Here is a 17,689-nt window from a genome sequence, read left to right as displayed (position 1 = left end):
TCGGTTAAAAGAGAGATTTAGTTTACAATATGACCCATTCATTAGGGAATTTACAATGTGTAAAACTGGAAAATGAAAAAAGCCGTTTCTCCACCTTTTCGTAGTCCCAGCACAAGCTGGACTGAAGGAGGAAAAATCGGCTTTTTTAATAAACGGATTGAAGTTCTGTGCCTATTCGGCGCTTGCTTTCACTTGCTCTGCTATGAAATTTACAGGCTTCATAATCCGGCTCAGCATGTCCTGCTTCGGACGGTTCCAGGTAACCCAGTCATCCAGCAGCAGACCACCTGTATCGCCGCTATTCGGATTCAGGGACCAATACGTAAAGTACAGGTTATTGGCACCAATATAGTCTACAAGTGCATTTTGCCATTTACCCTCAGCGGAAGACGAATCAACATTGCGACCGCCGAATTCACCGACCAGCACCGGAGCTATGTTTTGCTTACTGATGTAGCCCCAGGTTTGATCCCAGATTGCTGGCAGGTTGGACGGGAAGGTTGAATCGTTGAACCATGGCTGCGAAGACACACCAGGACCGTAGTCATGTGGTGAATAGACGACACGGTTCGGTACGTCCAGAACGACAGGATAGTTGGCTACACCTGTCAGGTTGCCGCCCCACCAATATTGGCTGTTGTTGCCTTGTACATTATGGTCCACACCTTCTACCAGAATCATCCAATTCGGATTCACAGACAGAATGGCATTCCCTGCACGCTGCGCCGCGAGACGCCAGTCTGTGGAAACATCGCCTGTTCCCCAGCTTGCCTGACCGTGCGGTTCGTTGTGTAAATCTGCACCAATGACGGTAGGATTGTTTTTATAACGTTCAGCTAACATCTTCCAGTCGCTGATCCAGCGGGACTCAGGGTACTGAGAGGTATACCATAGCTCGGATTGTCCACCTGAGCCTGGACGGTGCCGATCGAGGATAATCTGAATACCGCGTTGTCCAGCTTTTTCGATCAGCTTGTCCATAATTTGAATCGGAGTCAATCCGACCAGATCAGGATTTTTGTAGTAATCAATACTGTCCGGACGAGAGCTGGAATCCAATAACTGATTGCTGTAAGGCAGACGGATGAGATTATAACCTTCCTTCTTCACCTGATCCAGCATGTCGTCCATTGAGCGGCTCCATAGTCCATGCAAAGTGTAATTAGGGGTTTCCAGACCAAACCAGTTCAGACCGTTAAATGCGGCCTCTTTCCCGGATTCATCTACAATCTTGTTTCCTTGGGTATGATAATATCCTTTCACGCTGGCTGCATCTGCCGAAGGTGGAGTGTACCCATACAGTGTGAAGCCCATGACGAGGGAGGCAATGACGAAAAATGTTTTTTTCAACCCTTTTTTCTTCATGATTCTTGCTTCCTCCTTTATATAAATGATATTGTAACCGATTACATTTTCATTTTATGTTCAAATCTTCCATCAAACAAGTTCATAAAATTTGTATATTTTTAAGATTTCGTTCAAAATTATTAGTTTTGCGACAAGGGATATTTAGGTTAGGGGGTCTAGCATTTGTGGGGCTGGATTATGGGGTGAGGCACGTTCCAACTCACATTTATTATATTTTCCTCCTGTAAAAGAAGGTATATAATAAAGGAAATTCACATTACATACAGGTTGTAGAGTACATACATAGTTGAAAATGAACACATGCCTAATACGCAATATAGAAAGGGGGGGAATCATGGTAACCACGATGAAAGAAGTCGCAGAACGTGCAGGGGTGTCGAAGAGCACAGTTTCGCAGTTTCTGAATAAAAGATACAACTATATGAGTGAAAGCACCAAGAAGAAGATTGAGCAAGCGATTGAGGAGCTCAGTTATATTCCCAATGAGGTGGCGCGCAGTCTCAAGCAAAAGAAGACCTTTATTGTGGGGGTTATTTCTTCAACTATTTTGTCGAGATTTATCTCTCACCAGTACGTCTTGTTTTTATTTTGACAAGTAGGATGAGCTTATACGAAATATTGAGCTAACGGTATTGTAACTCAATGCGTTTAAATAAACTAACAAGTAACTGTAGGTTGCATGACAGGAAGAAATCAATATCCTGATTTTCATTCCTTCTATATAGGATTGCTTGTTGGATTTACTAGTAGTTAATTAATTCTTTTTTTCCATTCCCACATTAGATGCTGAATATATTTCGCTTTAATTACTTTCAGTTACTCGATTTGAGTAAATGGATGTTTATCTTCTGGCGAATATGAAGCCTGTTGCTCACTTACAAACTTTATCTGATAAAATCGTTGACGTAATAATGTTTCGAAAAATCATCCTACAGTTGAAGTGTAATCCTATTAGAAATAAATCAAAAAATGGAGCATGATCTGATTCTTGTAGGATAAAGTGACCAAACACTATTCCCACAAAGATAATCAGACCATGGGTTATTCACATTTAAGCAGCATTAGACATGAGCAACGTCGCAATCTTTGTTATCGAAGTGAGCTAACCTCACCTCTTCAACTGCCAGATATTGATCTACTTGCAAAATTAAGAAAGACTATACCTGCCTTGTAAACCTCTGAAACAATAGTAGTTCTAACTTACTCGCTAAAACCCCTTATAAATAGTATGATTTAAGCTACATTCCCCATTTTTTATTGAATATGTTTTATGGCACCTTTCTGCTACTTGTTGATTATGAGTTACGATAATGATTGTTTTACCTTGTTGGTTGAGATCTTTGAAAAGAGAAAGTACTTCGATTTCTGTCTGTTCATCTAAAGACCCGGTTGGTTCATCAGCTAAGATAAGTTTGGGATTTTGGATAAGTGCCCTAGCAATGGCAATTCGCTGGATCTCTCCCCCGGATAATGTATCTATGGAGCTATACTGCAAGGATTTAATATCTAATGCAGCTAGAACGAATGCTACTTTTTTATCAATATCAACTTTTGAGGATTTTGTGTATCGCAAAGGTAAGGCAATATTATCAAAAACATTTTTACTATCAATAAGTGCAGAATTTTGGACAACATAGCCGATATTTTTTCTTCTAAAACTAGCAGACTGTTCTAGGCTCATTTCGTTCACATTTTCCTTGCCATAGAAATAAGTACCTCCGTCTGCTTTCAACAAACCTGCCATAATATTTAACAAGGTAGATTTCCCAGATCCGCTTCTCCCCATAATAGCAATCATATCACCTTGATTTACTTCCAAGTTTATATCTTTCAATACATCTGTTTTACGATTTCCAACGGAATAATATTTTCTTAAATTTTTAATTTGAATCACAACATTCACTCCGTTCGTTTTAGCAATTTACTGATTTCTAGTTTTCTGAATTGTATCAGTACTGGAATTACTGAAAAAAGAACCATTCCTATAATGCAAGATAAAATCAATAAAAGGTAAGAACTAAACAGAAAATCAACAAAGAATTTATAAAGCATAAGAAAAAGAATTCCAGGAAGTAAAATTATACTTATTACTTCAGCTACGTAGTAAGAAAACAACTGATTCATAGAGGCTCCAGAGATCAAATGTACAGATATATTTTTCAATTGATCTTGTAACTTAGTTATAATTAAGATACTAATACTGAGAACACAGATAATGAATATTACTGATGTTATAAGACTTAGCCATGACTTACTTACCTGAAGGGTAGAGAATATAAAAGTTAAAGGAAGCTTATTTGCTCCAAGAATACCTGTCTTGTGGAAGTCAGATATTTCTTTTATCTCTTCTAACTTGTTTTGGACAACGTACTCATTTTCAGGACTGAAAATATGCCCGTTAATTAATTGGAGGTAATGTTTCTTCTGAAATGATAATTCATGCTCATTAACAGGAGCAGGGAATTCTTGAGCAGGCATAACTATATAACGATCCAAATATATTTCGGGAAATTGTGAGTTATATACCAGAGTATTTGGTTGAATGAACCCTTTAACTACTAATGTGAAGTCTTCCATCAAATAATTAGCTGCTATTGTATCACCAATGTGATATTTTTCTTCATATTCAGATCCTAAAAGTATAGGAATATCTTTATTATTTTTATTGACGAAGTCATCTGTCGAAAAAGACGCACCTTTATTCACCTTAATAGAATAATTTTTAAAAGCTTGTTCATTCATTTGTACAGCTTTGGTTGCATAATAGGGTTCTTTGTTATTCAATCGGAAGGCTGGACTATCTCTTCCATCTTCATAGCCGAAAAGAAACTTCTGGTCCCACTCTTTTGAATCGGGTAGGACAGCGATAGATTGGTTAAACAAGTAAATATATTTATCATCCAAAATTTTATTTAAGTTATTGTAGAATGTCTTTGCAATCACTAAAAATCTGGGATTGTTAGTAAATTCCTTCATTTCTCTATCTTCAGTTAATGTATCGGAAAGCTGATAATCATTCATAGCTTTGAGTGAATTAACTTGGCCTGATTTTTTTTCAATATTAGAGTACTGTAAAAAAAGAGTAGTAATCACAGCAAAAAAAATAACAATTTGAAGTATGATTAACAAGGAGAACATCTTTTTACGTTTGAGACTCTCTACGACTTCGGTAATGATCATTTTCATTTATCTAAATATCCTTTCAAAGTTATCTGTTCAATTGTCTTTTTAAAAGATATCCAAACAGATAGTGCTGATGAGAGTAAGATGATAATGTAGCCTTTTAAAAATTCGAAAGCATATCTCAACAATACATTAAAATTCGAAGAGGTATTTAGGATCAAAAATAAAAAGCTAATAAGGCAAATAACTAGGTAGCATATGAATGTGATTAAAAAGAAAGACATGGTAAGGCGCTTAAAGATTTGATCTGTTTTTATGCCACTTTGCCAGAGGATCAAGATTTCTGTTTTCTTTGTTTTAATCCAGTAATAAGCAAAAATAAAGCTTGAACAAATTAGGATCAGAATAATGAAGATGAGTATCGAGACTTGTAAAGCATCCATATTTAAAAATCGAGTAGAACCACTCATTCCTCTATCAAATACATTAACTGATAAGGTATTGTCTTTAAATTTCATAATTCCTTCTGGAGTAATTGGGTTTTTACTTATATTAAGGACATAAATTTTAGATTGTAATGAATTTTCTAAATCCACGCCATCTATATTTAACAATATCGTATTATCGAGTTTAGAAGGATATTCTGCACCCATTGTTCCAATAATTTCATAGTCTCTACCTAGATAGTTGTAGTAAGATTTATTGTTTTGAATTTTTATATTGTTTTTATATACATTCTTACCTACAACCGCTAATTTCTTATTATTGTAGAAGTCAGTATTATTAAAAAATCTTCCTGAGACCATGGGAGGGAGGTTATTATCATTTTTAAAATAAATGGCTCGAATATCCTGAATTTCATTTTTGAATTTTATAGTTTCTAGTTCCAAGAATATGGTGTAGGATTGCGAGGTATCAATTTTACTCCAATCCAATGATTCTTCTTGGCTATCCACGGTGAAAGAGATACTGTTTTCATTATATAAACTTCTTGATAACATATTTAACTCTTTATGTTTTACTTGGTAGTAACCAAATGAAATTACAACAAGACTTAGCAATAAATACAATATTGCAACCCATAGTGTGCTGTTTCTTGTGGTTATTTTCATTTTTATACCCTCTTTAAAGAATAGTGAGATTGCCAGATAAAGAAGAGCAATCTCACTATTTCACAATTTATATTTTTAGTTCTTTATACTTATTAGTCCTTACCATAATAAGTTTTAGCTAAGAAGTTTGGATCTGCATAAGGAGAAGCTGCATAAGTGTTTACATAACCGTATTGTCTACCACTATCCGTAACAGCATTACCACCAGGTAATTCCATTCGTGCTCGCGTGTAATGGTACGTATCTTTCCACCAAGTGGTTCCTACAGCTCGCTCAGCTCCCCAAGAGTTTTTTTCTGCCCAACCATTATGGTCAACTATCACCTCAGCGCTAGGAGATATTTTTCGCTCTGTTGTAGAGAAATACCCCCCATCCTCACTCCATCCTCCTTTAACAGTTTCATCCGGGGAACTTGGAGTTGCTAGCGCAGAATTTGAAAACCCGATTAAAAATGCAAAGCCAGCTAAGAGTTGAACTAGTTTCTTTTTATTTCCCATTTGAATCCTCCTAAATTTTATATATACAAAAATTCACAGATTAATAGGGTGAATTTTTTGTACTCAAATTTCATCGTTTTCGCATGGTTTCTTTTACATTTAATTAATATAAAAAACATAAATTTCAAAAATATATTTGTTATTGTAAAATATATCGAGTGTCGAAGTAAGGGGAAACTTGTCAGATTATAAAAAATAGCCAAGCTATGATTCAGCTTAAAAGACAAGTCGTATAGATGATTCAAGAAGATAGGGAAACCGTTTAGAGATATTATTGGATTATTATATGGAGAAATTGGTGTTTTTTTGGTCGGTGGAGTTTTAGCTTATTATTTCAAAAAATGGATAGTTCAAGTGGTGATAGATTGGCATAAATCGAGGGAGAATCACGCATGCCATGTGATTTAATATTCAGATTCATGGACTTCTTCTGATTTAAATTATTATGGGAACGGTAGGGTTGGAATCGAATCGGTGACGCATGTTATAGTCTCTATTTGTGTGTGTTCTGCTGGTACGTATCTGGGAAGAGCTTTTGTCTTGTGCTGAGCGAAACAGCTTCTCATGGTATTATGGCTACACCTACGGCGGTTACTGATCTGATTTGGGATTACTTATCTGATCAAGGTATTGGTTTATGGTGGGAATACTAATTGCATCTCAACTCTGACTAAGTTACCTTTTCTAAAATTTGAATAACTATAATACACAATAAAATGAGGATGATTCGGTTGTATGGTCGAGATATGAAGAAGACCTACAAGTATGTTATATTTAACAAACGGCAATCGTGATGAACAGCAGTGTAGTGATTTTTAGAAAAGGATGAGATTATTTTGGAAAACAACGAAACTCAGCAGGAATTTGCAGAAGTATATGAGCAGCTTAAGGTGGCTGCAAACCGAACCTCCGATTGGAAAGCGCGTCTAGCAGCGGTGAATGAATTGGGTGCATGGAAGAACCAGCAGACGATTGACTTGCTGACGCACCGAATGAATAATGATATGGTATATGCCGTTCAGGAAGCTGCTTACCACAAGCTACAGGAATGGGGCGAAAACGTACAGCCACCTGTGCGCAAAGAGGGTGAGCTTGTTAAGGGGCTGACGAAGATACTGGTGCGGATTAAAAAAAGCCTGCCAGCCGACCATACCTATAACGATTTTCGCGAGAAGCTGCACAAGATGAGAGTCGATATTTATGACGTATATGAAGGCGACAAGGGTGCTGAATTTGATCAGTGGCTGGAGCAAAAATGGACTTCGTTATCCACAAGATAATGTCTGAACCCTGTCATTGAATGTAACTTTGAGGGATTGCTATTGGTCATGCAGATGAAGTCTTAACAAGGATAAGGTGTTATCTTTGTTAAGGCTTTTTTAATATATATCGTTATTACGTGTTATGATCAAACGCAATGATTTCAAAGAGGGCTGGCCGTTTTAATTAATCTCTGCTAAAAAGATGCCAAAAAAGGGGAACGATGCGCTAGAATAGAAAAATAGAAAGCGTTATCATTATCAGCTTTTCTGCGATGATTCAGGGGGAGAAGGCTTATGCGTTCAAGGTTTCAACCATTAAACACGTTGCGTAATCAAATCTTTATCGGCTTTATATTGGTAATGCTCATTATGATGAGTGTGGCGGGAGCGTTTATTTATCTCAATGTCTCTCACCTGTTGAAAGACAGTGCCGAACGGCATATTGGTCAAACCGCAGTACAAGCAAGCGGCAGACTGGATGCATTAATCGGCCAGATGGACAGCCTGACGGAACAAGTGGCGAATCATCCATCTGTTCAGCATATTTTGCTGGAGGAGCGTAATGGGGGCAAGGTGACTTTTGGACAGCGTCAATCGCTACTGCAAGTGATGCATAGCTATCAGGCTTATATGCCGAGCGTTGGCTCGCTGGAGCTGTATACCGCTGAAGGGAAGATGTTGTTTCCGATTAGAGAAGGCAGTCTGGAGGATCGTATCGGACAGGCGGACATTCGGGAAGCCAATGAGATGAAAGGCAGGCTGGTCTGGATCGGCATAGATACTGAAAATCCCCAGTCGCTGCTGGCGATTCGGCAGGTGAGCCTGGTGGATCGCTGGTTTTCACGCGGAGGATATCTGATTACCCGCATGGAACGAAGTTATTTTGGGCTAAATGGTACGTCAGCGACCCATGAAGAAGCAAATGAAACTATGCTGCTTGTAGATCGCCGAGGGCAGCTGCTGTCGGGTGAGCCTATGAGTCAGACTAATTTGTTAGATGTATTGCACAGCAAGACACAGACGGTTCATATTGGAGAGCGCGAGTATGTGAAGGCAGTTCAGCAATCGGAACGGACTGGCTGGTCGCTGCTGATCCTGATTCCAGTTAGCGTCGTCACAGACGGAATTACGGTTTTACGGACGACACTTATTATTTCGGCGTCTCTAGGTGCCGTGTTATTCCTGTTCATGTCCTTTATGCTGTCAACGTTGATTACCAGACCGATAGGTCACTTGATTCAGGCGATGCGCCGTTCACGGGAAGGAGCGTTGGCCTTGAATCCTGAACCTGCAGCAGCGGTTGAATTACGGGAATTAAATGCAGAGTACAACACGATGATTGTCGATATCAATGAATTGATCCGTGTCATTTGCGAGAAGGAGGCTTTACAAAGCCAGACCGAGCTTAAAGCACTGCAAGCGCAGATTAACCCGCATTTTCTTTTTAATACGCTAGATGCATTCAATTGGTCGCTACAAGAAAAAGGAGAGGAGGAGCTTGCCGGGCTGATGGTGTCCATGTCGCGGCTGTTTCGTTATGTGATCGAACCGGCTCACCATGACTCTTGGGTGACACTTGGGGAAGAAATAGCACAAGTCCGTCGTTATCTGGAATTGATGGAGATGCGTCTTGGCGAACGTCTGAGCTGGCAAATTCATATGCCACCAGAGGCAGTAAGCATTCCGCTTCCTAAGCTGCTGATCCAGCCCATTCTAGAAAATGCAATTTTACACGGTGTCGAAAATCGCATCGGCAATGGCCGTGTTGAAATTCGAATCACTCCTTCGGCGAGGTTGGGTTGGACTAGGATCGAGGTTGTAGATAACGGACCTGGAATGACACAGGAGGAACTTGCAGCTGTGCGTACAGCGTTGATCGAGGGATCTGCCTGTCAGAGCAAGGGAACCGGTATGGGACTGGTTAATGTGCAGCGCAGGCTTGCTCTCTATTATGACAGTGCATCTTATCCAACGGACGGCGTGCTGATCTACAGTGCTGTGCAGGAAGGAACGGTGGTCGCTTTTGAAATTCCTGATGAATACGGGGGGCGGTAGGAATGAGTTTTTCATCCAAGACCATTGTTATTGTGGACGATGAACAAAGAACACGTCAGGGGATACATCAGACACTGGAGCAGTGGGCCGCCGGGAAATACCGGATTATGACATCGGGGAATGGCCTGGAGGCATTACATATGCTGCAAGCGGAGAAGGTGCATCTGCTGATTACAGATGTCCGGTTGCCGGAATTCAGCGGGCTGGATTTAATCCGTTCTCTGGAACGGGATTCACATCGCCCGGCGATCATTGTGATCTCGGGATATGCGGAGTTTGATTATGTCCAGCAGGCGCTTCGTCTCGGAGCCGTTAATTATTTGCTCAAGCCGATTGATAAGCAGGAGCTGCTGAATGCGGTAAATGAAGCACTTCAACTGGAAGAGGAACGGCAGCGGTACAAGAAGCTGGACAAGCTGGCTGACCCTGTTCTGCTAGAGCTTGACCTCCAAGCGACTACGCTTAGCGATCCGGTACGGCGAGCCTTCACCTTTATGGCAGAGCATCTTCACGAACCCATTACGATGGCGCAGACTGCGGCGCATTCACACCTGAATGCGAGCTATTTTAGTGTTTTATTTAAGGAGCAAAGTGGTTTGTCCTTCAGCGAATATCTACACAGGCTACGGATACAACGGGCTAAGGAGCTGCTGCTGCATACCCAGTTGACGATTGCCCAAATCGGTGAGCGCTCAGGCTACCGGACAGATAAATATTTTATTAAAGTATTCAAAGCGACCGAGGGGGTAAGTCCCAGCCGCTATAGACAGCAGATGCGTAAAGGACCAGAGAATATCGACTGACATATAGGCTGCTCACAACCCAATAAAAGTGGAATTATACCCAATGAGCGTACCCTGTTGGAAGCAGAAATAGAGTGCTAAACTTACAAATGATAACGGTTACAAAAAATATAATTACAATAACGGAGGTCTAACGATGTCCAACGAGTATTCAGTTCGTAAGCGCTCACATCGAAAATGGGTTGCTGGGTTGACCCTGCTGCTGTCATTCATGCTAGTGCTGTCCGGTTGTGGTGTTGGTAAGGATGGGCAAGGCGGTTCCAGTGGAGCTGGGGGCAAGGTTACGCTCAAAATGATGCACCTGTGGCCAGAGGGAAGCTCGGCACAGCAAAGCAAGCTTGTAACTCAGATTATAGATCAATACCAAAAGGATCATCCGAATGTCGTCATTCAGCAGGAAGTGCTGGAAAATGAACAATACAAAAACAAACTCAAAGTGCTGTCAGCTTCCAATGAATTGCCAGATATCGGCATCACTTGGGCCGCCGGTTTCATGGAGCCTTACGTTAAAGGTGGATTATTTACGCCGATGGATGACCTGCTGCAAGGTTCCAAGCTGAAGGACAAATTCGTACCGGGAACGACCGATGCCTATGCGCTGGATGGTAAAACGTATGCGCTTCCGATCGAATTGAACATAACACCCATTTATTACAATAAAGCCATATTCCAAAAATACAACTTGAAGGTACCTGCGACATTTGATGAATTTAAGCAGGTGGTGAAAACACTTGTAGATCATGGAGTTGCACCGATTGCATTGGGCAATAAAGACCGCTGGACGGGTTCGCTTTGGTACATGTATCTGGCAGACCGTATAGCAGGTAGCGAAACGCTGAAAAAAGCAATTGACGGCTCAGGATCATTCGATGACCCTGGTTTAATTCAGGCGGCCTCCGAAATTCAGACGCTGGTGGATATGAACGCCTTTAACAAAGGATTTAACGGCTTGTCCAATGATGAAGGAAAATCCGAGTTTATGAACGACAAAGCGGCGATGTATTTGATGGCTACTTGGGAGTTGCCGAATTTTACGACTAATCCAGAAATCCCGCAAGCGTTTAAAGATCAAGTCGGCTTCTTTAAATTCCCGATGGTTGCAGGCGGCAAGGGCAACGAGAACAGTTGGGTAGGAGGTCCGGGAGTCGGCTTGTTTGTTTCGGAAAATTCCAAAGTAAAAGAAGAAGCCAAAGCGTTCGTGGAATACTTCGTAGAAAAATGGGGAGAGCAATCGGTCACACAGGCGGGCGTTATTCCGGCGACGAAGGTGGACACCTCTAAAGAAAAATTGCCCAAGCTGTATGTCGACCTGCTGAATGGACTGAACCAAGCCAGCAACATTACATTGTTCGCTGATGTACAAATGAAGCCGAATGCAGCGCAGGTACATTTGAATATGATTCAGGCGTTGTTTGGTAAAGCGGTGACACCGCAACAATTTGCCGACCAGCATAAGGCTGCCATCGAGAAAGGAAATTGAAATTGACCACCTAAGGAGGTCTGACCGTGGAAAAGGTCATGTCCAATAAGCTCGTCATTGCTCTCTATGTGTTGCCTTCCCTGCTGCTGTTATTTGCCGTGATTTATGTGCCCATCGTACTGACCGGCTATTACGGCCTGAATCAGTGGAATGGAATCGGCCCTATGACTTTCGTAGGGCTGGATAACTATCAACATTTGTTCACAGACACGGCATTCTGGCAAAGTGCTTGGCATTCGCTGCTGCTGGCCTTGTTTTCAGGCATCAGTCTGATCGGTTATCTGATCGTTGCGATGATTCTGTCAGGAAAAATCAAGGGAGCGAACCTGCTGCGGAAAATTTATTTAATTCCCATGCTGCTGTCTTCTGTAGCGATCGCTCAATTGTGGCTCAAAATGTATCACCCGACCAACGGAGTGCTGAATTCTTTGCTGGCATCGGTCGGAGTTCACAATCCGCCCGAGTGGTTGGCTAATCCGTCTCTGGTGCTGCTTGCCTTATTCATTCCGATTATTTGGCAATATGCAGGCTTTTATATCCTGATCTATTATGCCGGGCTGAAAAACATTCCCGAAACGCTGATGGAGGCTGCACGGATCGACGGTGCCAGTGCCTGGCAGATTGCGACTCGTATAAAATTGCCTCTACTGCGCGAGGTGATTAACGTGACGATCATATTGTCCATTGTCGGCTCGCTCAAATATTTTGACCTGATCTACGTTATGACAGACGGTGGGCCGAACGGAGCCAGTGAAGTGATGGCTTCGTACATGTACCACCAGGCGTTCCGCAGCTTCGATTTCGGATATGGCAGCGCTACAGCCTTTGCCTTGCTGCTCATCTGTCTGGTTGCTACGTGGGTGATTCGCAAGGTGACCGCTACTAGTGACACCATCCAGTATTCATAGAACATTCATGCAATTAGATCACGGGTAACAAAGGACAGGAAGAGGGAGGAAAGGATATGAAAACCCAGGCAGCCGCCAACTATCCGCTTGGAGTCGCTACTCGCGGCAAAATGTTAACTCGGGTCGGTTATGCCGCTTTGTATATACTTTTGATCATCTTAGCGGTGACGCAGCTTTTACCGCTGGTGTGGCTGATGCTTTTTTCGCTTAAAAATAATCAGGAAGTGTTTAACCTTCCACCGTTTGCACTCCCGTCCCAGCCGCATTGGGAAAACTATATGAATGTGTGGACCAGCGGCAATATCGGGCGGTATTTCTTTAATAGTGTGTGGATTACGGTCATATCCGTGGCACTGACCGTACTGCTCGCCAGTTTTGTAACGTTTGCCATTACACGGATGCGGTGGAAAGGAAGCCAACTGGTCCTCGGGCTCTTTATGGTCGGACTCATGATTCCGGTCCATTCGACCTTGATCCCGCTATTCAGTATGTTTCTCAAACTGCACTTAACAGACACTTCGGTATCTATCATTCTGTCGTATGTCGCTTTCAATCTACCGACCACGATGATGATCTTGCTGGGCTTCTATTATGCCTTGCCCCGTGAAGTGGAAGAAGCGGCCGTTATGGACGGCTGCTCTGTCAACCGGATGTTCTTCCGGATTGTGCTGCCCATGACCACCCCCGTCATGGCAACGACGTCTATTATTAACATGATCTACAACTGGAACGAGTTTATTTTCGTCAATACGTTTATCAGCTCGGATGAAAATAAAACACTGACCGTCGGCGTACAGAACTTTATCGGACAATATACGACCGACTGGGGAGCAATCGGAGCCACGTTGATGATCAGCATTTTGCCCATTTTGCTCGTGTTCCTCATCATGAGTGACCGGATTGTAGAAGGAATCGCAGCTGGGTCGGTTAAGGGGTAAAGCAAATTTTCTTGATTAGAAGAGCACCCCCTAGTGTAGACATTGGATCAAACCTCTTGGTTTGTCCGATGAGTGCTAGGGGGTACATTTTTGTTGAGTCCAGGTTGACTGAATCAAACTCAAGAGAGTTCATATTTGTGATGCAGACTAATTGCGTGAATCTATCAGAGGCTATAATGTAATTGTAAAATGTCGAGGGTTAGCAAGTTGTGTTTATACCCGTTATTGTCTCACAAATTTATTCTTGTGCCTTACATAATTAGTATTTCTAAAAAATCTTTTGTAGAATTAGAGCAATATTATTTCTTTTAAAGAATTTGTCCTCAGCTAGGCCACCTATATTTAACCTAATTTCTCTATAAGTGACCAGGCCATTTTTAAAATTAAATCTGGATCATCATCTTTAATCGAAAGTAAGATTTCTTTAATAGTCTGCTTATCTGAACTTCCTAGTTTGTTTATAACCTTGTCATAAGACGCCACCAGATCTTTTGAATTTAAAAGTGTCCGGTGAATTCTTTCTGCCCAAAACTGTGCATGAGGTAACATCTTAGGGATGCTCAAAGCCAATTTATATAAACCGTCTTCTAAATTATTACGTTTTGCAACATAAAATATAGTTTCGATAAGATAATCACCGGCTGACGGCTCTGCAACTTCGTCTTCGAAAATCGTGCAAAGATTAGGAATTATATCATTTGTTCCTACAAGGGATAATTCGTTTAGAATACTCTCAAATTCCTCAATATCGTCTCCTTCATTCTCCATAAAACGCATTGCATATAGTAAATTAATTTTCTCATTTAATATAATCATTTTCTTCCTCTCAGTTGGATACTATAGCTATTTTGTCTCCATTATGCTTATTGTAAGGAGATTAATGCCAGTATGGGAGGTGAATTATGGTAATATAAGACCATAATGACCTGTTCAGTCTATTGTTAAATAGGATGTACTTATTTAGCACTTTCGTGTGTACAATTCACCTCTCAATTCACGAAACTTTTTCAAATTTAAACAAAGGTTACATTGAAAATGATGATGAGATTAAGTGTTTAATTCAGCACCAGTTTGCCCTTCTTCAATTATTTAAATTGCAACATCTTGGTAACCTACTTCAGTTACTTTTTCGTTAAATAAACGAATTCCCAATCCATTCTCTACATCCCATGTACAATCAAAAAGGATTCCGATGTCTCGACCTTCATAAATATCTGCATATGGAACAACAATTCCATCCAAAGTAACCATTTCAAGAAGTTGATCGGTTGTTTCAACTAAGGGATAATTCTCATCAAGTTCAGTATCATAACCAAGTTCATATCGCTTTTGTTGGTAATAGTCTAAAATTGGTTGCAAGAAGCTTTGCTGCAATTGCTCCCAGTTTTGCATTAAAGATTGATATGCCGCATATTGAGCTTCATCAAAACCGCCATCTTCTTCACCATCTATCATCAATGCAATTTCAGTTTCTTTCCCAAAAAAATGAATAGTGGCATCCTTTACCCAACTATAGTTATATTCGAGTTCACCAAAGATTGGATCGCTTTTCGTCATTTTAGATCATCTCTTTTTCGTTTATTGGGAAGCCCTCTCCGGTTCAACTAGCCCTCTGTTTATACGCGAATAAAGTTCCAAAAAAACTTTTCATTTAATTGACCACTTTGAATATGTTTCTTTATTTACTCCCAATCTACCTATATAAGATCTCTGATGTAAATTTTTTTGTAAGCTTATAAATTTCATAGTTATTTTAAAATTCTGTTGAAATAGCATTTAAAACTGTGTTTTTAATATCATCTGAAAAACTCTCACTATAGTTTTCTTCAAAAGTCCGAGAACTGCTCACTGTGGCTCTGCTGGATATCTTATTTTAGCCCTCATCGGCTGAAAGGGGTAACCGTCATAATTCTATTAGATAGATGAGGTGAGGATGTCCATTTACTACACTATAAGTATGAAATTCAGATTTTATATTTGGAGAATTAACTCCCAAGTAGCCAAAATTTGAACCGTCGGGGCGTAATGATTGACTGAGGTAGCCCTATACTGTCGTTAGCGGATCATTTAAAATTTGACCAGAAAGCTCTTTTTTCTTCCTTGAATTTAGCGTAAAAAGAGGCCTATTCCCACTCATGATTCAAGTAGGAATAAGCTTTTGAAAAGTTTATAAGTTGTTAGATCAGCTGATTTTAATAGACCGAAAGTGTAATTAATAGTAATACTGTATGCATCTTTCTTTGTAAGGTGTCCATTCATCAACCAACAGCTCTGCTCGCAGCAATTTAGATTTGTGCTCCAGTTTGGCAATAAATAGGGCATAATAATCGCCACTGGTTGGATAAGTAAACAATCCATACCTTTTAGGATAAATGAGTTTATTGACTTCTTTTATCTTATCAGGTATATACTCATAATCAAATTCCCCCAGTTCCTCTAGTTCCTTTTGGGAAGCCAACTCAAGGCTATGAGCAAATTCATAATCTAAAATATAGTTAACAATCTCCATAGACTGCTCACCTCGATAATCAAGGTAGAGAAATTTCTTCGTAGATAGACCATATTTTAAAACACTCTCGTAGAGACTTAACTCCAAGTCACTTAAAATAACTTCTATGTCTTGGCGATCCTCGAATATAAGATGGACGATCTCCTCATCAGACATGTTGATTTCCTCCCTTTGTAATTATTGAAATAATTCCCCATATTTGTTCGGAATATATTCGGGATAATTCTTTCGATAGAAGTTATCTGTTAGGCGCAACAGCGGATCCCATTCTGGATAGGGTTCAGGGTCCCCGATTTCCATTTTAGCTTCTGGCGTGTTCATCAATACCTCGTCAAATTCATTGAAAACCGGTAGGCCCAACTTTTTCCTTACATAAAGCAAGAATAATATTTCATACGGATAGAATTCATATTTAAAGTCGCCAAATTCAATGGACTCGCCCATTTCTGAGGCTAAAATAGAGTGGTAAAGTGACATTTCGCCAATCAGGTGTTTAATTGCTTCCGAATCCCGAGTTGTCCATTGTCCCAACACTTCCTTATATATATCCAAGTCTTTCGGGATTAAATCGTATCGAAGCCCAGCTTCCTTGAATTTTTCCTTCACAGCTATATTCAAGTTTTGACTCGTTCCTGCAATAGTTTTATTTCTATATTGCAAGTATAATTCCAGTAAAAACCATGTATGCTTGTTCCATTCATTGGATTTCAGTATATTACTTCCAAGGTTATTATCAATAAATTCGAATAATATGTTTTCTTCTTTCTCCCACCCAAACATTGTGAAATGAATTAGGGCTGTTATGACTTCCTGAAAGGAGTATTCTGTCATCATTTCAGGGTAACGGATTTTATAAAGATCTTGCCCCATACACTGGTAAAAAACGACTATTTGCATTTTTTTTAAGTCTTCTACTGTATTTTCACCATTAACTAGAACATTTTGTTTCCATTTAGAGAGATGATATGAAGAGATCGATTCTAAATCTATTAATAAAATATGATCCTTCTCCACGGCATTCATATCGACAATATTAATTATTTCTTTCTGGCACTCTTCATATTCCTCTTTAATATCTTCAAATTTGATTCCGTCAACAAAGTTTTTGCTGTATCTTTTATACGCTATTTCTAATTTTTTTGGGTTTAGCATTATATCCTCCTTAAGGTTAGTCTATTACTTTATTCCAGTCTTTTACCTTCGGATGTATGAGAGCAAGGAAAGTTCCTTACGAACGTTGCAAGCCAACATTGAATTGATACTATTGAGCAAAGTAGGGCAAGAACCGATATTGACATCGAAGGAAAGATGCAAAATTGAAATCCGACTGGAGGAATTAGTGAATCTCAAACTGCGGAATCAGATTGATGAAATTGTATATAATGAAGAGACGAACAGACTTTCCACTGAACTCAACGAGCTACGGCAGCAGATGCTGATATTAGAGGAGAAAGAAGATCAGAATGAGAAAATTAAGGAATGTCGATGAGATTATTCAGGTAATAAGCTCATGGCAAGATATACTAGGGCCTGTACGCAAACCTATTTGAGCCATAAACGAATTGAAAGCAGCGTCAAAAAAGCCATGAACATGTTCGCTGTTTTTTCATAGCGAGTGGCCAAGCGTCGATAGT

At 40.2% G+C, this 17,689-nt stretch carries 16 protein-coding genes and 1 pseudogene; 8 read left to right on the top strand and 9 right to left on the bottom strand.

Annotated elements, in window-relative coordinates; translation table 11 throughout:
* Positions 1–171 precede the first annotated feature (171 nt).
* Positions 172–1,365 carry a glycoside hydrolase family 5 protein gene (locus tag ACU1JV_RS23235; RefSeq protein ID WP_413986817.1) on the bottom strand — a complete coding sequence of 398 codons (1,194 nt, stop codon included), beginning with the start codon at positions 1,363–1,365 and terminating at the stop codon, positions 172–174.
* Positions 1,366–1,702: 337 nt separating this feature from the next.
* Here ACU1JV_RS23235 and ACU1JV_RS23230 point away from each other — a divergent pair.
* Positions 1,703–1,927, top strand: a pseudogene (locus ACU1JV_RS23230) (helix-turn-helix transcriptional regulator); the annotation flags it as partial.
* A gap of 648 nt (positions 1,928–2,575) precedes the next feature.
* Here the strand turns inward: ACU1JV_RS23230 and ACU1JV_RS23225 are convergent.
* The 4 genes from ACU1JV_RS23225 to ACU1JV_RS23210 form a co-directional block, all read right to left on the bottom strand.
* Positions 2,576–3,262, bottom strand: a complete 687-nt coding sequence (locus tag ACU1JV_RS23225; RefSeq protein ID WP_413986816.1) for an ABC transporter ATP-binding protein — start codon at positions 3,260–3,262, stop codon at positions 2,576–2,578.
* 5 nt (positions 3,263–3,267) lie between these two features.
* Positions 3,268–4,554, bottom strand: coding sequence for an ABC transporter permease (locus ACU1JV_RS23220; protein WP_413986815.1), 1,287 nt, complete (start codon positions 4,552–4,554; stop codon positions 3,268–3,270).
* Positions 4,551–5,603 (bottom strand): ABC transporter permease, encoded by a 1,053-nt coding sequence (locus tag ACU1JV_RS23215; RefSeq protein WP_413986814.1) that lies wholly within the window; start codon positions 5,601–5,603, stop codon positions 4,551–4,553. The genes ACU1JV_RS23220 and ACU1JV_RS23215 overlap by 4 nt, the downstream gene beginning before the upstream one ends.
* Before the next feature lie 92 nt (positions 5,604–5,695).
* Positions 5,696–6,100: a hypothetical protein gene (locus tag ACU1JV_RS23210; protein ID WP_413986813.1), complete on the bottom strand. Its 405-nt coding sequence runs from the start codon at positions 6,098–6,100 to the stop codon at positions 5,696–5,698.
* Positions 6,101–6,936: 836 nt separating this feature from the next.
* Between ACU1JV_RS23210 and ACU1JV_RS23205 the strand changes: the two genes are divergently transcribed.
* From ACU1JV_RS23205 to ACU1JV_RS23180, 6 genes are all read left to right on the top strand, one after another.
* A complete protein-coding gene (locus tag ACU1JV_RS23205; RefSeq protein WP_413986812.1) occupies positions 6,937–7,380 on the top strand; it encodes a HEAT repeat domain-containing protein in 444 nt (147 codons plus the stop codon).
* A 276-nt stretch (positions 7,381–7,656) separates the two neighbouring features.
* Complete coding sequence (locus tag ACU1JV_RS23200; RefSeq protein ID WP_413986811.1) at positions 7,657–9,417, top strand: cache domain-containing sensor histidine kinase; 1,761 nt, start codon at positions 7,657–7,659, stop codon at positions 9,415–9,417.
* A 2-nt stretch (positions 9,418–9,419) separates the two neighbouring features.
* Complete coding sequence (locus ACU1JV_RS23195) at positions 9,420–10,220, top strand: response regulator (RefSeq protein WP_137079034.1); 801 nt, start codon at positions 9,420–9,422, stop codon at positions 10,218–10,220.
* 136 nt (positions 10,221–10,356) lie between these two features.
* On the top strand, positions 10,357–11,700 hold the full coding sequence (locus ACU1JV_RS23190; RefSeq protein WP_013372489.1) for an extracellular solute-binding protein: 1,344 nt from the start codon (positions 10,357–10,359) through the stop codon (positions 11,698–11,700).
* 26 nt (positions 11,701–11,726) lie between these two features.
* Positions 11,727–12,608, top strand: coding sequence for a carbohydrate ABC transporter permease (locus tag ACU1JV_RS23185; protein WP_413986810.1), 882 nt, complete (start codon positions 11,727–11,729; stop codon positions 12,606–12,608).
* Positions 12,609–12,664: 56 nt separating this feature from the next.
* Positions 12,665–13,546 carry a carbohydrate ABC transporter permease gene (locus ACU1JV_RS23180; RefSeq protein ID WP_043886031.1) on the top strand — a complete coding sequence of 294 codons (882 nt, stop codon included), beginning with the start codon at positions 12,665–12,667 and terminating at the stop codon, positions 13,544–13,546.
* A 342-nt stretch (positions 13,547–13,888) separates the two neighbouring features.
* Here the strand turns inward: ACU1JV_RS23180 and ACU1JV_RS23175 are convergent, their stop codons facing one another.
* The 4 genes from ACU1JV_RS23175 to ACU1JV_RS23160 all read right to left on the bottom strand — a co-directional run bounded on the left by ACU1JV_RS23175 (position 13,889) and on the right by ACU1JV_RS23160 (position 17,207).
* Positions 13,889–14,359: an Imm30 family immunity protein gene (locus ACU1JV_RS23175; protein ID WP_413987507.1), complete on the bottom strand. Its 471-nt coding sequence runs from the start codon at positions 14,357–14,359 to the stop codon at positions 13,889–13,891.
* 276 nt (positions 14,360–14,635) lie between these two features.
* On the bottom strand, positions 14,636–15,103 hold the full coding sequence (locus tag ACU1JV_RS23170; protein WP_137079031.1) for a DUF6985 domain-containing protein: 468 nt from the start codon (positions 15,101–15,103) through the stop codon (positions 14,636–14,638).
* A 655-nt stretch (positions 15,104–15,758) separates the two neighbouring features.
* Positions 15,759–16,211, bottom strand: coding sequence for a DUF6630 family protein (locus ACU1JV_RS23165; RefSeq protein ID WP_025676075.1), 453 nt, complete (start codon positions 16,209–16,211; stop codon positions 15,759–15,761).
* A 21-nt stretch (positions 16,212–16,232) separates the two neighbouring features.
* Positions 16,233–17,207 (bottom strand): hypothetical protein, encoded by a 975-nt coding sequence (locus tag ACU1JV_RS23160; RefSeq protein WP_413986809.1) that lies wholly within the window; start codon positions 17,205–17,207, stop codon positions 16,233–16,235.
* Positions 17,208–17,394: 187 nt separating this feature from the next.
* Here ACU1JV_RS23160 and ACU1JV_RS23155 point away from each other — a divergent pair, with 187 nt between their 5' ends.
* Positions 17,395–17,544 (top strand): hypothetical protein, encoded by a 150-nt coding sequence (locus ACU1JV_RS23155; protein WP_434954417.1) that lies wholly within the window; start codon positions 17,395–17,397, stop codon positions 17,542–17,544.
* The last annotated feature ends 145 nt before the right edge of the window (positions 17,545–17,689 follow it).

Source organism: Paenibacillus sp. T2-29, assembly GCF_052921365.1.
This window is presented reverse-complemented; position numbering and strand designations above follow the sequence as displayed.

Coding starts and splice junctions, on each gene's coding strand:
- ACU1JV_RS23235 (WP_413986817.1), bottom strand. CDS start 1,365: ATGAAGAAAAAAGGGTTGAAAAAAACATTTTTCGTCATTGCCTCCCTC.
- ACU1JV_RS23195 (WP_137079034.1), top strand. CDS start 9,420: ATGAGTTTTTCATCCAAGACCATTGTTATTGTGGACGATGAACAAAGA.
- ACU1JV_RS23160 (WP_413986809.1), bottom strand. CDS start 17,207: ATGCTAAACCCAAAAAAATTAGAAATAGCGTATAAAAGATACAGCAAA.
- ACU1JV_RS23215 (WP_413986814.1), bottom strand. CDS start 5,603: ATGAAAATAACCACAAGAAACAGCACACTATGGGTTGCAATATTGTAT.
- ACU1JV_RS23220 (WP_413986815.1), bottom strand. CDS start 4,554: ATGAAAATGATCATTACCGAAGTCGTAGAGAGTCTCAAACGTAAAAAG.
- ACU1JV_RS23165 (WP_025676075.1), bottom strand. CDS start 16,211: ATGTCTGATGAGGAGATCGTCCATCTTATATTCGAGGATCGCCAAGAC.
- ACU1JV_RS23180 (WP_043886031.1), top strand. CDS start 12,665: ATGAAAACCCAGGCAGCCGCCAACTATCCGCTTGGAGTCGCTACTCGC.
- ACU1JV_RS23170 (WP_137079031.1), bottom strand. CDS start 15,103: ATGACGAAAAGCGATCCAATCTTTGGTGAACTCGAATATAACTATAGT.
- ACU1JV_RS23200 (WP_413986811.1), top strand. CDS start 7,657: ATGCGTTCAAGGTTTCAACCATTAAACACGTTGCGTAATCAAATCTTT.
- ACU1JV_RS23210 (WP_413986813.1), bottom strand. CDS start 6,100: ATGGGAAATAAAAAGAAACTAGTTCAACTCTTAGCTGGCTTTGCATTT.
- ACU1JV_RS23190 (WP_013372489.1), top strand. CDS start 10,357: ATGTCCAACGAGTATTCAGTTCGTAAGCGCTCACATCGAAAATGGGTT.